Below are 14489 nucleotides of genomic sequence, written 5' to 3' on the forward strand. Positions count from 1 at the left end.
TTACCTAGCCGCGACCGCCCATTTGTATCCAGCGCTCTTCAGTCATCCATGTATATTCCAAAAAATGTCCAAGCAAGGCGCGAGCATCCAGGTAAATAAATTTGAGTGCGTCACTGCCACCCTCTAGTACAACTGGGAATGGCTGTTGATCTACCCGCTGACGAAACTCTTCCCAATCATTTACTCGCATGCAAATGTGATGAAATTGCGGCCGACCATCATCTTGCAATGCATCCACATACAATTCGACATCACCACCAATCGGTTGAATGATCTCGTATTGCAAATCATCTACCCAAATCAATGCTAATTTAGTACTAATACTGCCTTGACCTTTTGGCGTCCAGACATCGACCGTCACTTCAGTCTGGATAAGTTTACGAATGTTAGAACAGGCCTGAACCTCGGCTATCGCCTGGTCATTATTTCGCGTCACATAGGCATTTTGAAAGTGTTTTCCTTCTAACATTGAAGCCCTCCGCTTTTAAATATTTACAGGCAGTGTATTTTAAAGACGCCGTTTTGCTAAGCGTCTAAGTTCTGGTCGACGCACGATACTACTGCCGGTCATAGGCAATTCGATTTTGCTAAAAAAACAGGACCTGCCTTGCAAGCTCGCGACTAGCCAGAAAATCATTATCGTAGAACCGTAATTCTTTTTTTATGCGCTTCACGGTTTATGGCTTGCGAGGTTAGATGAGAGGCAAAGCCTAGGGCACCTCTGATTAATTCGGTAATGTCTCAGCGGAGCCTCTGGCGTACACTGGCAAGTGGTGCGGCACTCCGACGCGGCACGAAGATTAAGGCTGGTTGTCCTTAATGAGAGTCGCAACGCTGTCCAGTGTGCGCCAGAGGCCCGCCCTTCGGGGCATAGCCGAATTAATCAGAGGTGCCCTAGTATAAAAAGCGAACGGTGAGAAATCCCAAACACCTAGTTCAGCGACGTTTAACTGGATGCCTATTATTGAGAACGCAAAATGGGATGCGGTTCAAACCTGTGTTGCGATGGACTGCTGATAAGCAGCGAGAGTAATGGTGTTGGAGCGAAGGCGTTTAGCCCAAGGTCGGCTACTTTACGAGAAGCCCACCAATCATCTGTGTCACGACCTCTATAGCTTCAGCTCGCACTTTGTCGGAGTTGCCGGACCGCCCTGCTGTGATCGCGGCGTCGGTCAACGTTGCATGGATCACACTACTCACCAGCCCTGCATTGTTGGTCTTGAGCATGTCTGCGGCGATAAGTGCCTCAACGCTGTCACGTACAATTGCGAGAGTATTTTTCTCCTCGATCTCGCGCCAACGTGTCCAGCCCAGAACGCCGATAACTTCGTGCAGCGGAACCAGCGGCAACGCGGTTAGACGACTGAAATCGAAAAATGCCTCGCACTGAGCAAGCACGCGTTTCCAGACATCGCTTTCCTCGGCGCTGGCATTTGAAACTAAGCGCGTTAGCTCTACGCACTGCTGCTCGAATATCGCCGCATAAATCTCAGTCTTGTTGCTGAAGTGATGGTAGATAGCCCCCTTGGTCAGCCGTGCTTCACCGGCGATTTGATCAAGCGAAGTGGCTTGAAAGCCATGCAACGTAAACAGACGGCGCGCCTCTTTCATTAAGGCTGCCCGTGTCTGCGCGGCATATTCTTGACGTCTACTTGTATTTGACATACCGATAGAATACAGCATACTTCAGGTATGTGAAATTTTAATCCGGTAAAAAACATGAACAATCAAGCACCCACGGACGAAGACGTCCAACTGAAATGCGAAGACGGCACATATCTTGACGCCAACATATCACGGCCGGCAGCGGGTATGCCGTTACACGGCAGCGTTGTTATTGCCGGTGCTTTAGGCGTGCCGCGACGCTTTTATCAGGCACTTGCTAATTTTCTTAGCTCAAACGGATATGCGGTTTTACGCTTTGACTATCGGGGGATCGAGGGCTCCGGACCGAGTCAACGCGGTCGAGATGTCCGGCTGTATGACTGGGGGCGATACGACATTGATGCGGCCCTAGCCGCCGGCCAGAAGTTGAGTTCTGATCGACATTTCATGATTGGCCACAGTTGTGGTGGGCAATTACTCGGACTGGCCCCGAGTGCCGCTCACCTTGACGGTGCGATTTTTGTCGCTTCAACTTTAGCTAATCCGGACTTGTATCCAGCGCCGGCCCGCTATGGGCTGCGCATGATGTGGAATGCAATCATCCCGCTAGTTTCATTCGGGAGAGACAGGTTTCCCGCTCGCCGCCTAGGGTTTTCGAACGTCGACATACCCTCCGGAGTCATGAGCGAGTGGGCTCGCTGGGCGCGAGGGGATGCTTATCTATTTTCGCAGCGATTTGGCTTAGATTTATCTAGATATAGCGCGCTCAATATTCCGCTGCTTTCGTTTAGCTTTGAAGACGACGGCTATGCTTCAGTGGCTGCGATTAGCGGTTTACTCGACAAATTCCCCACCTGTGTAGTGGAGAATAGATACTTTGCTAGGGGTGAACTGCCTATTGGAAAAATTGGCCATTTTGGTTTTTTTCGCGACAAAGCTAAAGAGACCCTGTGGCAACAAACATTGGATTGGTTATGGCTAGAATCCAACCCGCAGAAGGTCGTTGCAGCGCATGAAAACGCAAGCACGCCATCGGCCGACCAAACCCCATAAGATTGTTAAGATTAATGATACGTAGATAACTGCTAGGCTCGTTTGGATCTGGCACAGATTTACTGCTTGTACTTGGCGCTAAAGCCAGTCGAATTTAATGATTAAAACAGCGTTCGTCTTCTGATGATTGACCTCGTCATCATCAGAAACCCTGCAGCGTACAATCGACCCTCAAATCTAATACTAAGTAAAAAGGCATCGTCGAAGCCAACTACCGCTTTTTTAATCCTGAAATTTACACGCTATTCGTCATAAGCCAAATATCCCACTGAACATATTTGCGTCGCCCACGAGGCTTGCGCTATGTCACAAGACACGGAATACAACCTGTCGCACCTGCCTATACCACATCCAACTCACATAAATGAACGTATTGACTAAATAGTCAACTAAACCATATCCCCCGAGGAGAGACTCATGAAACGAATGATCCCCGCACTGCTGCTCGCCGGCGTGGCCGGCACTAGCTGGGCCCAGATTCCACTTGGCTCACTCGGCAGCGCCCTCAGCCCGAATATCTTGCTCAGCAGCTTTAACAATATTGACGATGCGACAAATGCGCTTGTTAGCGGAGACGGCTATCGAGGGGATGGCATGCGGGGAGCCGCACTGGCTGCGCTAAATCCCGAGGGCACAGAAGGTGGCAATGTGACCCAGGGCTTCAACAACGGAAACCCCGCACTTCAGGGCTTTGCAGTGAAATTAGCCAATGGCACTCCCGTCTCGCCTCTAGCTGACGCGTATGTAATGGGTACCGACATGGTTTACGATATTCTGCTCCCGGCCTATCTGCAGATGGACGGCCCGACCGCTATGCTGGTCGCAGCGGGTGAACCGCTCACCCGTCCGCTTTACGACGCGCTAATGGGCGCCATGTTCAGCATTGACTTGAACTTCGAAGGGAGCGGCCTGCCAAGCCTAGGTACGGGAAGCCCACTTGACGGACTACCGCAGTAGCTCCGCGAGCTGACTAGTGGTGCGCTGACTTCCAGCCGCCCCATATCTCCGCCCTGCATACCTTTCTGCGCGCTCGTACCCCAAATCACATCGTCAACGTCGGCGGTTTTAAAATCATTCCGCTCTTGTAGAGCCTTAAGGACTGTCGCGGCTAAATGCTGGGGGTGCATACCTGACAAGGCACCCTTGCCTGGCTTACCACCGCCACACGGGGTTCGAACTGCATCAATAATGAAGGCTTCAGACATTGCAAACTCCAATAATTTTTCTTCTCGTGTTATCTGGGTCTAAACTATGTCCGAGTATAACGCGAAAATTTCAATTGTTCGACACTGTTGTTTAATAGAAACGAATTCCCGCAGATAATCAGGCGCCCAAAAGTGACGGTAACGGCGCTGATCTGCTACCATTCGCGCAACACGCCACTCAAGATATTGCGACATGCCAGAAGACAAAAAAGCGGGTGCCGCCGCCCCCGCCAATAAGCGCAAATACCACAGCCCGCTGCGAGAAAAGCAGCGCGAGGCAACCAGAGAGAAAATTATAGATGCGGGGTCTGAGCTAGTTCACAGCATGCCGAGCTGGGACTGGCGAAATCTGAATGCCGAGGTCGTTGGTAAACATGCAGGGGTAAGCGAGCGCACCGTACACCGCCACTTTGCCAACGAGCGCAGCCTGCGCACAGCGGTCTTACAGCGCCTCGTTGAAGAATCCAATATCAATATCGAACGCCTGGAGCTCAGCGACTTTGGCCGCACAGTCGGCACCCTGCTTCGCTACCTGCAGTCATTTTCGGTGGCAAGTACCTCGGCGTCTGACCCCCTCATGGACGACATCGACCGCTACCGAACCAATGCCTTGCTCCACGCCGTTGTTCGCGCGACCCCCGGCTGGGAAACCCATCGCCAGGAAAATGCCGCAGCGCTGCTAGATATTCTCTGGCAATCCCAGCTTCAAGAGCGACTTACCCAAGTCTGGGGCTTTGATGGTGATCGCACGGTGCATTTAATTACATGGCTTTTCGACTTAATGGACGACGCCATCAAGCATAATCGCAGCCCCGATATCGGCCCGAATAGTTGATTTTTATTTATTAGTTAAGCAGGCGCGCTGGCGATTCTATTAAAAAGTACAAGACATCAGTCACCTCAAAATCAAGGCAACCAGCACCGGCACTTAAAACAGTGCCGGTCGCTCAGAGGAGCGCGCTCAGAATTTCTCTATTGCGCATCACCTCGCTATATTTTTGTACTCATTAGCTTGCTACTGGCTGAAAAGCCGAATTTCTCATACAAGCCATGAGCGTCATCCGTAACGAGAAATTGAAACTTGGAACACCAGCGTGGATCGTTAACTATCACCCCGAACATCCACTTCCCTACACCCAGAGCGCGGTGATCAGGATGGATAATTAAATCCGCGATATAGGCAACCGACGCAAAATCAGTCACTACTCGTGCAAAGCCTACTTGGGTGGCTCCGCAAAAGAGGGAAAAGCAAACGCTATTCGCTATGGATACATTTATGGTCTCCAAGCTTCTTTCGCCAGCCCAATATGATGACCTTAAAAGTGACTCTACTTGATCAATTTGAATTGAGCTGCGATCGTCACTTAGTCGATAATTTCCGTGTTGGTAGTTCATAACATCCTTGAAATATAAGATTTTGACTTGGGGTGCCGAGCACCGTCACCCCAGCACAATTTTTTTAAATACGCTTTGATACTGGGAATTAGACATAACAACTCTACAAACAGCGTTTTTAATCCTGGGCCGACAAAGACCGCTTATTCCCATCAATCCCCTTGCGATACTCACTCGGTGTTATCCCCATCCAGTCCTTGAAAGCACGGCTAAAGGCGCTTTGCTCGGAATAACCCAAGAGCATGGCAATATCCGCGTAGGAAAGTGATTCGTCTTGTAGATATTTTTTTGCGAGACGCCGCCTAAGCCCTGCAAGAATACCTCGGTAGTTATAGCCCTCGGCTTCCAGCAGTCGATAAAAGCTGCGCAATGGGAAAGCCATTCTATCGGCCACGGTTTTGGCGGAACAGTCACCGTCCGTCATGGCCATCAAGATGGTTTGTTGCAGACTTTCGAAAAACGCCTCAAAACTATCGGTGTGATTCCCCCGCCCCGCGTCCAACATAGCCTCCGCCTGTCGGTCGAAGATCTTGCGCATATAGGGGTCGCTGCTGGAGATCGTCATCCACATGATATTGGCTGGGAGATCGACTACCAGGCCATCGGTATTGAACTCGACCGGGCACTGAAACAGTGTTTCATATAGCGCCACATCCTCCGGCTCGGGAAAGGGTAAACCCACCCTCTTGGGCGGAACGGCTTTACCGATCAAGTTCTGGTAGAGGCGAATAAATATCGCAACGCTGAATTCATAGGAGAAAGACGTCTCCACATCTTGCAGCGGCCAGCGGTGACGAATGACATCACTACTCACTTCCACCTTAGTGCTGAGTGCCGACAGTACAAGAGTCTGAAAACGGCCGTAGCGTGTCAGCGCCTGGCCAAGCGTGCTGCATGAAGTAAGCAGATAGCCGACGATGCCAAAGTCTTTAGGCTCCGCCATTTGTCCAATGCGCACACCAAGCGCAGACACCGGATCTAGTCGATGGATGTCCGCCAGCAGCTGATCAAATTCGCGGTTCTCCATTTGCGGGCTGGACCGAAAGCCCGCTAGACGGGATTGCAAATCGGCTGCATACAATTTTCTTGCGGCGATATATCGCTGCAAAACGCCGGTAAAACTTGAAGGAATCACTGCAGAAGTTGGCATGTGATTGAGTATTCGACGCTTGGCACAAAATGTCAACGGCGACCAATCTGTCAATACTTCGCCCCACCGATTACCTAGTATCCCCTTTGCAATCCACCGTCCCCAAAAACCGGCACACCCGCAATAAATGAGGCATTCAAACCATGACGTATGTTGTCACCTCGGCCTGCATTGACCACAAACACACCATTTGCGTGGACGTCTGTCCGGTTGACGCCTTCCGTCAAGGGCAAGACATGCTCTTCATCGACCCCGAGGCCTGTATCGACTGCAATGCCTGCCTGACGGAATGCCCCGAGCGCGCCATCTTTCCGGAAAGTGCCGTACCCCAAGACCAGCAGCAATACATCGCCCTGAATGCAGCAAAAGCGCAGGAACTACCGGTCATCCTGGAAAGTGTTCTCCAACAGGCCGCAGAGAGTGCCAACTCAGAAATGGCTGGCCGCTTCGCGGTAGTCGGCGCCGGCCCCTCCGGCTTTTACACCGCCGAAGCGATTCTGAAAAACCTGCCTTCGGCCACCGTGGATATGTTTGAAAAACTGCCCACACCATTTGGCTTGGTCCGCTATGGCGTAGCCCCGGACCACCCGCGAATAAAATCGGTAAGCGCGGGGTTTGAACGCATTGCAGAAAATCCGCAAGTTCGCTTTTTCGGCAACGTCAGCGTCGGGCAAGACATCTCCACCGATGAACTGAAATCTCTCTACCACTCAGTGGTGTACGCCACCGGCGGATCAAAGAGTCGGCCCTTAAGTATTCCCGGAGCAGACGCCACCAATATATTCGGCTCCTCGGAATTTGTGGGTTGGTACAACGGCCACCCTGAGCATCAATCCCTGGCACCGGATCTATCCGCCGAGTGCGTCGCCGTTATTGGCGCCGGCAACGTCGCGCTGGATATCGCCCGCATACTGATACTGCCCTATTCGGATCTCGCCAAAACCGATATCGCCGACCAATCGCTTATGGCCTTGCGCGAAAGCGCGGTGAAGGAAGTGTGTGTACTGGCCCGTCGCGGCGCCGCACAAGCCGCATTTACACCCAAAGAACTGGAACAGCTGATCGACATTGAGAATCTCGACCTGATCGTCAACCCAACAGACCTAGAGCTAGATGCCGACTCTCTGGCTGAGCTAGACAAACCCGAACACAGCGAAGCCAGGCAGAATGTCGCGCTACTGCAGAAGATTGCCCAACGCCCGCTGAGCAAAGACCCCGCGACGAAACGTATACGCTTTCTATTTTTGACTAGCCCCACCGCCATTACCGAAACCAACGGCGTTCGCCAACTGCATACGGTGCGTAACCGCCTTGAACGAGTAGGCAACAAAATCAATGCAGTAGCGACCTACCAAGAACAGGCGCTGGAAGTAGGCCTAATCATCAACGCCACCGGCTACAGCGGCGAAGCGATTCCAGGCCTGCCATTTGATGAACAGCGCGGTGTTATCCGCAATGAACACGCTAGCATCAACCCGACTGAAGCAAAGGAATATGTAGCCGGATGGATCAAGCGCGGCGCCAGCGGCGTGATCGGCTCCAATAAGCAGTGCGCAACGGAAACCGTCGGCCAGCTTATCGCCGCGCTGCCCGAAAACCCCGTCACTATTGAGCAAGATGTAGAGACGCTTCTCACCGAGCGTGGCGTTGAATTTATCTCCTACCCAGACTGGCAACTGCTAGATGCTCACGAGCAAGCCCGTGGCCGCGAACAGGGCCGCCCACGCCGCAAAGAAACCGACGTTGCCACCATGCTTCGCATCATCAGCGATGCGCGCACAGCGGCGATGGCGTCGTCTGACGAGCAAGCCAAACTCCCGGTGGAAACCCACTACCGCACCTGCACCTTGTGCGAAGCTATGTGCGGCGTTGAAATCAAATATCAGGGCAGCAAAATCATCGCGATCTCTGGCGACGATAAAGACCAACACAGCTGGGGCCACATCTGCCCCAAGGGTTATGCACTGCAAGATCTGCACAACGACCCGGATCGCCTCAAGAAACCGCTACGCAAAGTTGATGGCCAGTGGCTGGAAGTGTCGTGGGAAGAAGCGCTAGACGCGGCCGCGGAAGGCCTCGCCAAAGTACAAAAACGCCACGGCAACGACGCCGTTGCCGGATACTGGGGCAACCCCACCTCGCACAACCTTGGTCTGTTGATGTCGACCAACAAGCTGCGCAAGGCACTCAACTCCCGCAATATGTTTACCGCTGCCTCGCTGGATCAAATGCCACATCAGCTTTGCTCGTATCTGATGTTTGGTCACGGCCAAGTCTTCACGATTCCCGACGTCGACCACACCCACTACATGCTAATGCTCGGCGCCAACCCTGCGGCGTCCAACGGCAGTTTGATGTCTGGTGGCGATATACTGAAACGCCTCGAAGGCATTCACGCCCGAGGTGGCAAGCTGGTTCTCATCGACCCACGCCGAAACGAAACCGCGCGCTACGCGCAGGAACACCACTTTATTCGCCCCACTACCGATGCCTTCTTCCTAGTGGGCCTGATCCAGCAAGTGATTAAAAAGCAGCTCTGCGATCCGGGCCACCTGCGCGACATGCTCGACCACTGGGAAGGCATGCTAGAGACCTTCGAGCTATTCCCCCTAAGCGAAATCGAAGCGCTCACCGGCATCCCCGCCGCTGAGATAGAACGTATTGCCGAGGAATTCGCCACCGCCGAAAGCGCTATCTGCTATGGCCGCATGGGGATTTCCGCGCAGGCCTTTGGTGGCCTAAATCACTACCTGATCAATATTCTCAACATCATCACCGGCAACCTCGATAGGCGCGGCGGCATGATGTTTACCACCCCAGCGGTAGACACCGCCGTCAGAGCGAGTCAGGCCGGCAGCTTTGCCACCTACCACAGCCGCGTGCGCGGGCTGCCGGAGTTCAACCGCGAACTCCCAGTCACCGCAATGGCGGAGGAAATGCTCACTCCCGGTGAAGGCCAGGTGAAAGGCTTTATCTGTATTGCCGGTAACCCCGGCCTCTCTACACCGAACGGGCGCATGCTCGAACAGGGCCTCGAACAAATCGACTTTATGGTCTCGCTGGATTTCTACCTCAACGAAACCTCCCGCCATGCCGATGTTATTCTGCCGCCCACCGGGCCGCTGGAACACGAACAATTCGACATGGTGTTCAACCTTCTTTCCGTACACAACGTGGCCAAATTTTCCGAGCCGCTGTTTCCCCATGAAGAAGGCACCCTTTCCGACTGGGAAATTATGAGCGGCTTGATCGATCGCTTGAACATGATAAAAACTGGCCGAGAACCCAAAGCGCCCATGTCCTTATCCCAAATGCTAGACGGCGCATTGCGTGCTGGCCCCTACGCGAACGGCTACGATGAATACAATGGCGACGAAGTGACTCATCAAAGCGAAGGACTAACGCTAGAGAAACTAAAGACCTACCCCCACGGCGTGAACCTCGGCCCGTTACAACCCCGGTTTCCCGACTTTCTGTTCACCGCCGACCGAAAAATCCACACCATGCCCGCGCCCTTCATCAAAGACCTGGAACGCTTAAAGGCTTACGCTGAAGAATTAAAAGCCGAACCTGCGCTCAAGTTAATCGGACGCCGCGACCTTCGCACCAACAACTCGTGGATGCATAACAGCCAACGTCTGGTGAAGGGCAAAGACCGCTGTGGATTGTTTGTACACCCCACTGACGCAAAAGCCCTAAACCTGAGCAACGGCAGCAAAGCGAATATCCGTTCGCGGGTGGGCGAGCTACAAGTCGTTGTAGAAGTCACCGATTCCGTCATGCCCGGTTCAGTGTGCTTGCCGCATGGCTGGGGTCATAATCTGGAAGGGGTTCAGTTGCGGGTTGCTCATACCAATCCGGGCATCAACAAAAATGACCTGACTGATGATCGCTATATTGATGTGCTTTCAGGGAATGCGGCGTTGAATGGAGTACCTGTGGTTGTGGAGGCAATATAGCTTCTATCAAGCTGGATACAATAAACCGGCGGCACGGACAAAGTTAAATCGCAAAAGTTAAACACCGGATTTAACCATATACCTAATTTTAGTGGCTTTCTCAAAATGATCTAGCTTATGAATTTCAATCCACCAACGAGCAGCCTCCATTAGCACCTCAGCTTGGTCGTTCTTATTTTTGAAGAAAGCATAAAAAGAGAGACCCACCTCCGGCCCTTTCTTAATAATCTTCTGATCACACACGTCAATGATCTTAATTCTAAGCTCTTCCCGCAAAATCACTATTCCTTAAATTATGCTGACTATATAACGCCGCCAATACGCGCAGCGCTTCAGACGTCGTACTCGTCGTGGCGACGAATCCATGCATACGGTTCAGTCTGCGGCCAGCCTTCGGGGGAATCTTCCCAAGTCTCTTGGCGACCAAACGGAGTCAAGTCCAGATAAGTCCAGAGGCTGCCCAGATATTCCACACCCCGCGCGCCACTATAATAGCTTCGATAAATGTCATTGCCGTCGCGAATAAAAACACTAACACCGTGCCTCTCGCCTTTATCTGTTGTTGCACCAAAGTCGAAATTGAAGTCGCTATCGTAAGACGAATACCATGGCAGACTAGTAGTCCACCCCATCCGCGACCGGTACTGCTCGAGCTTTTCCCTGGGCGCACGTGACACCAAAACCAAGGAGGTATCGCGGGCATGCAAATGCGCCGGATGAGTCATGGCGTCTATAACCCAGGAGCAACCGCCACAGCCCGCATCCCAATCGGGGGCAAACATAAAATGATACACAATGAGCTGGCGGCGCCCTTCAAACAAATCGATTAAGGCCGTTTTGCCGTGTTCGCCCTCTAAGGTATATTGCTTAGTCACCTTTACCATTGGCAACTTCCTGCGCTCGGCGCTCAAGGCATCCCTCGCGCGAGTGAGCTCTTTTTCTTTTATCAGAAGTTGGTCCAGCGCTACTCTCCATTCATCTGAAGACACAACGTCCGGCAGATTTTTTCTTGTCATTAGCTGATTCTCCTATGTGTTCAATGTGAGTGCGAACTGGACTCGCAGGTAATCGCGGTGCTGTATCGAAAGCAAAACCGCAATTAGCCGTCACTGTATTTGACCATACTATGCGTTTTATTCGGGCAGTAGCTGTGGGTTCCAGACTACTTCCCATAAATGCCCATCGGGGTCTTGAAAATATCCTGCGTAACCACCCCAGAAAGTATCTTTTGCTGGTTTTAGTATGACCGCACCGGCAGCTTCGGCTTGCGCCATGACCTCATCAACCTCTGTCTTCGACATGACGTTGTGACCAAGAGAAAGCTCGGTGGTACTCGGAGCTGCCAACGTTACACCGGCATCATGCGCCAGGCTCGCTCTGGGCCAAAGTGCCAGCTTGAGTCCAGCACCTAGATCAAAAAACGCCACCGCACCGTACTCAAACTCTTCGCCGACAATCCCTTCCGTCGGGAGTCCTAAGCCGTCTCGATAAAAACCAACTGCCCTCGCTAAGTCATCTACGCCAAGGGTGATGACAGAAATTCGAGGTTTCATTATCGCTCTCTCCTAAATGGATAACGCCGCGCGCGGGGCCGCAGTGAACTGCAAGGCAACAGAGATGAAGGCACAGCACTTACCATCGTTTGTCACGCATGTTCAGTGCTGCGAGCCGTTAGCTGTGAATGGCGTATAAGCAGGTAGAGTGCAAAACCCACAGCCACACCAGGAATAACGCCTAACACCAGGCAAACCCAACCATGCTTGACCGCATGATTAGATGCCTCAAACCAAACCCAAATAGCGAGGACAAACCAACAGAAAAAAACATCAGTTGAATACCCTGCGGCAAATGGATTTACAAAACCCGCCGCAAACGCAGCTATGATGTTAGGGCTTTCAATCAGCGGAGGAATGACCAAAAAACAGAAAATAATTGTAAATAGTACGGCGGCTAAAAAGAGACCAGCCTTGAACACTCTATCACTCATAATATGGGTCTCACTGGATGAAATGAATAGCGCTTTGCTATGCATTAATGACATTAAATACCGCACTCGCTCTTGCTATGCGTTTTGAATCTACAAAGAAGTAGCTGTTGGCAAAAGCCATATTTCTACCCACTTTCTGTACGTCTACCTCAATCTCAATCCAGTCACCTAACTTTGCGGAACCTGCATAATCTACATTTAGGCTTGCGGTGACCATAGGCACTGGTTCCTTGCCATTGAAGGCCGCATTATATCCAAGCGCAATATCTGCAAGACTGCTAAACACGCCGCCATGAACCAAATCTCTAGCATTACAATGCTTCTTCTCCGCTCTCAGACCAATGATCAATCCAGACTCTGACTTTTTATTATAGATAGGACCAAGTAAATCCAGATAGGGACTACTTCTAAAAATTGGCTCAAAACCGTCTGGAACATTGCTCATATTTTTATCCTTAGAGATGTATAATCCCGCACCAGAGGCGCCCAAATAGCCGCTGCGGCATTGATGTTGTGCTAGCTTAGCGATCTGTGGATAAGCCTAGCAACATAAAAGCCATCAGTCATGACCGCTTTGCTATACATTTAACTCTCGCTGTGCCTTTTTACTTAATGATGAACACGCCTTCCGATAAGACCAGCTAATCAACTCAGTTAAATACGCTGAATCGAAAGCACTAACATTAACAATTGTTACCCAATGAAAACGATGCATATATCTTGCCGGTTTTACACCAGGCTGATCCGTTAACTCCAAAAACCGTTCCGGTGATACCCGAATACTAAAACGCCACCGTTCAGGCTCGCTCGTTTTAAAGTAAGCAAAGTTTTTACCACGGACTTTGTAAGAAAGAATATTTGAAGGCTCACCTTTTTCTGAAAATGTCGCATCAGTAAAATTAACGCATAAGCTCTTTACATCAGATACATCCATAATATCTCCGAATACGTGTAACGCCTGAGTTCAAGAGCGCTTGAGGTCAGGCCTATTTTTGCGGCAGCATAAATGAGCAGCGGGAAAAACGTCCCTTGCAAGAATTTATTGGGCCAGAACTACACGAAACTAGGGACACCGACCAGAAAAAAGCGCGACGCAGCCCACAACTTCAATGTTTACGTTCTCTAATCGTTTGGCCAGCGCGCTTTCCAAGCCTTCAAGATCATCCTGATCGTTGGCAAAAATACCTTTCTTACTGTAGAGATCCATTAGCTTCCGCGCCGCCCAACTGCGTGGCACACCGCCCTGAAGAATCGTTGAGCCAAACACCTTACAGCCAGGCTTCATCAGTTTTTTCAGGTGGTCAAATGCAACTGCCTTTTCCGAGATTGATCCAGGCACACAATGGAACAGGTAGTTGATCCCAATAGAGTCGAATGGCTCCAGCTCATGGTCAATAGGCTCGAGAATATTTTGAATGTAGGTGTCAGGTTCGTATCTGGCAATACGTTTAGATGCAAACTCCAGGGTATTTGGATTCATATCCATGAGCCCGACGCGTGGTTGCTCCGACGGAAATTTACAGCGATCCGGAAAATAACCGGTGCCCACACCCACCTCCAAATGACTGTCGGAGATATTGTCGTTGTAGTGCTTCTCAATCCTTGACGATGGGCACTTCCAGATGAAGCTATTCGAGATACCTAAGACCACAATGTCGTAGACCAACAGCGTTCCCGGGGTATAGACGGCTTGCCCAGCCGTAACCTTTTGTTTAGATGGCTGTATCAACATTTCTACCTTGTTTTCCGCCCACATAAAGCGAGCGAGGTACGAGCCTCGCATTTGATACGCTTGTTAAATGCCATACTCGCGCTCTACTTTGGTTATTCTCACCCGGAAATTCGTGTACCACTCTTGCCGGTCTTTACTCTGCGCTTCCTGGTGCTCAGCATTCGCTTTCCATGCCTTAATAGATGCAATATCCGACCAGTAGGAAACGATGATACCAACCCCCTTCCGCGCAGATTCAACACCAAGGAAGCCTGGCTGTTTCGAGGTCAGATCTATCATTTTTGCCGCCATTTCCCGCACCCATTATCTCCGTCGGTGCGTTGCGACGTAAAAATCACTGCATAGTACGGGTGTTCTGGTTGAATGAACCGGACACTTTAATAAGAGACAATACCCGTCAATT

Annotated in this window: 17 protein-coding genes; 4 read left to right on the forward strand and 13 right to left on the reverse strand. The window is 51.2% G+C overall.

The window, feature by feature from the left end; translation table 11 throughout:
• Nucleotides 1-4: 4 nt before the first annotated feature.
• A complete protein-coding gene (locus tag AAC007_RS14515) occupies nucleotides 5-469 on the reverse strand; it encodes a VOC family protein (protein ID WP_339677747.1) in 465 nt (154 codons plus the stop codon).
• Nucleotides 470-1068: 599 nt separating this feature from the next.
• Nucleotides 1069-1611 (reverse strand): TetR/AcrR family transcriptional regulator, encoded by a 543-nt coding sequence (locus AAC007_RS14520; RefSeq protein WP_295873077.1) that lies wholly within the window; start codon nucleotides 1609-1611, stop codon nucleotides 1069-1071.
• Between the two features lie 108 nt (nucleotides 1612-1719).
• Here AAC007_RS14520 and AAC007_RS14525 point away from each other — a divergent pair, with 108 nt between their 5' ends.
• Nucleotides 1720-2658: an alpha/beta fold hydrolase gene (locus AAC007_RS14525; RefSeq protein ID WP_339677749.1), complete on the forward strand. Its 939-nt coding sequence runs from the start codon at nucleotides 1720-1722 to the stop codon at nucleotides 2656-2658.
• A 417-nt stretch (nucleotides 2659-3075) separates the two neighbouring features.
• Nucleotides 3076-3615 carry a hypothetical protein gene (locus AAC007_RS14530; RefSeq protein ID WP_295873080.1) on the forward strand — a complete coding sequence of 180 codons (540 nt, stop codon included), beginning with the start codon at nucleotides 3076-3078 and terminating at the stop codon, nucleotides 3613-3615.
• On the opposite strand, the gene AAC007_RS14535 is transcribed toward AAC007_RS14530, so the two are convergent.
• A complete protein-coding gene (locus tag AAC007_RS14535; RefSeq protein ID WP_339677751.1) occupies nucleotides 3510-3863 on the reverse strand; it encodes a hypothetical protein in 354 nt (117 codons plus the stop codon). The two genes, AAC007_RS14530 and AAC007_RS14535, sit on opposite strands and share 106 nt — an antisense overlap.
• 193 nt (nucleotides 3864-4056) lie before the next feature.
• Here AAC007_RS14535 and AAC007_RS14540 point away from each other — a divergent pair, with 193 nt between their 5' ends.
• Entirely contained in the window at nucleotides 4057-4698 is a 642-nt protein-coding gene (locus AAC007_RS14540; RefSeq protein ID WP_339677752.1) for a TetR/AcrR family transcriptional regulator, read from the forward strand.
• Nucleotides 4699-4853: 155 nt separating this feature from the next.
• Here AAC007_RS14540 and AAC007_RS14545 read toward each other — a convergent pair whose 3' ends face one another.
• Together AAC007_RS14545 and AAC007_RS14550 are read right to left on the reverse strand one after the other, a co-directional pair.
• A complete protein-coding gene (locus AAC007_RS14545; RefSeq protein ID WP_339677753.1) occupies nucleotides 4854-5258 on the reverse strand; it encodes a GNAT family N-acetyltransferase in 405 nt (134 codons plus the stop codon).
• A 118-nt stretch (nucleotides 5259-5376) separates the two neighbouring features.
• On the reverse strand, nucleotides 5377-6408 hold the full coding sequence (locus tag AAC007_RS14550; RefSeq protein WP_339677754.1) for an AraC family transcriptional regulator ligand-binding domain-containing protein: 1032 nt from the start codon (nucleotides 6406-6408) through the stop codon (nucleotides 5377-5379).
• A 143-nt stretch (nucleotides 6409-6551) separates the two neighbouring features.
• Here AAC007_RS14550 and AAC007_RS14555 point away from each other — a divergent pair, with 143 nt between their 5' ends.
• Nucleotides 6552-10367, forward strand: coding sequence for a molybdopterin-dependent oxidoreductase (locus AAC007_RS14555; protein ID WP_339677756.1), 3816 nt, complete (start codon nucleotides 6552-6554; stop codon nucleotides 10365-10367).
• Between the two features lie 57 nt (nucleotides 10368-10424).
• Here the strand turns inward: AAC007_RS14555 and AAC007_RS14560 are convergent, their stop codons facing one another.
• The 8 genes from AAC007_RS14560 to AAC007_RS14595 all read right to left on the reverse strand — a co-directional run bounded on the left by AAC007_RS14560 (nucleotide 10425) and on the right by AAC007_RS14595 (nucleotide 14365).
• On the reverse strand, nucleotides 10425-10643 hold the full coding sequence (locus tag AAC007_RS14560) for a DUF6500 family protein (protein ID WP_339677758.1): 219 nt from the start codon (nucleotides 10641-10643) through the stop codon (nucleotides 10425-10427).
• A gap of 56 nt (nucleotides 10644-10699) precedes the next feature.
• Nucleotides 10700-11383, reverse strand: a complete 684-nt coding sequence (locus AAC007_RS14565) for a DUF899 domain-containing protein (RefSeq protein ID WP_339677760.1) — start codon at nucleotides 11381-11383, stop codon at nucleotides 10700-10702.
• A gap of 117 nt (nucleotides 11384-11500) precedes the next feature.
• Entirely contained in the window at nucleotides 11501-11920 is a 420-nt protein-coding gene (locus AAC007_RS14570; RefSeq protein WP_339677761.1) for a VOC family protein, read from the reverse strand.
• Nucleotides 11921-12012: 92 nt separating this feature from the next.
• Nucleotides 12013-12354, reverse strand: coding sequence for a DUF2834 domain-containing protein (locus tag AAC007_RS14575; protein WP_339677763.1), 342 nt, complete (start codon nucleotides 12352-12354; stop codon nucleotides 12013-12015).
• 37 nt (nucleotides 12355-12391) lie between these two features.
• Nucleotides 12392-12799: a PaaI family thioesterase gene (locus tag AAC007_RS14580; protein WP_339677764.1), complete on the reverse strand. Its 408-nt coding sequence runs from the start codon at nucleotides 12797-12799 to the stop codon at nucleotides 12392-12394.
• A gap of 132 nt (nucleotides 12800-12931) precedes the next feature.
• A complete protein-coding gene (locus AAC007_RS14585; RefSeq protein ID WP_339677765.1) occupies nucleotides 12932-13288 on the reverse strand; it encodes an MmcQ/YjbR family DNA-binding protein in 357 nt (118 codons plus the stop codon).
• A 129-nt stretch (nucleotides 13289-13417) separates the two neighbouring features.
• Complete coding sequence (locus AAC007_RS14590; RefSeq protein ID WP_339677766.1) at nucleotides 13418-14137, reverse strand: class I SAM-dependent methyltransferase; 720 nt, start codon at nucleotides 14135-14137, stop codon at nucleotides 13418-13420.
• A gap of 12 nt (nucleotides 14138-14149) precedes the next feature.
• Complete coding sequence (locus AAC007_RS14595; RefSeq protein WP_339677767.1) at nucleotides 14150-14365, reverse strand: antibiotic biosynthesis monooxygenase; 216 nt, start codon at nucleotides 14363-14365, stop codon at nucleotides 14150-14152.
• Between the last annotated feature and the right edge of the window lie 124 nt (nucleotides 14366-14489).

The sequence above is a fragment of the uncultured Zhongshania sp. genome, assembly GCF_963975605.1.
Taxonomy (GTDB): Bacteria; Pseudomonadota; Gammaproteobacteria; order Pseudomonadales; family Spongiibacteraceae; genus Spongiibacter; species Spongiibacter aquimaris.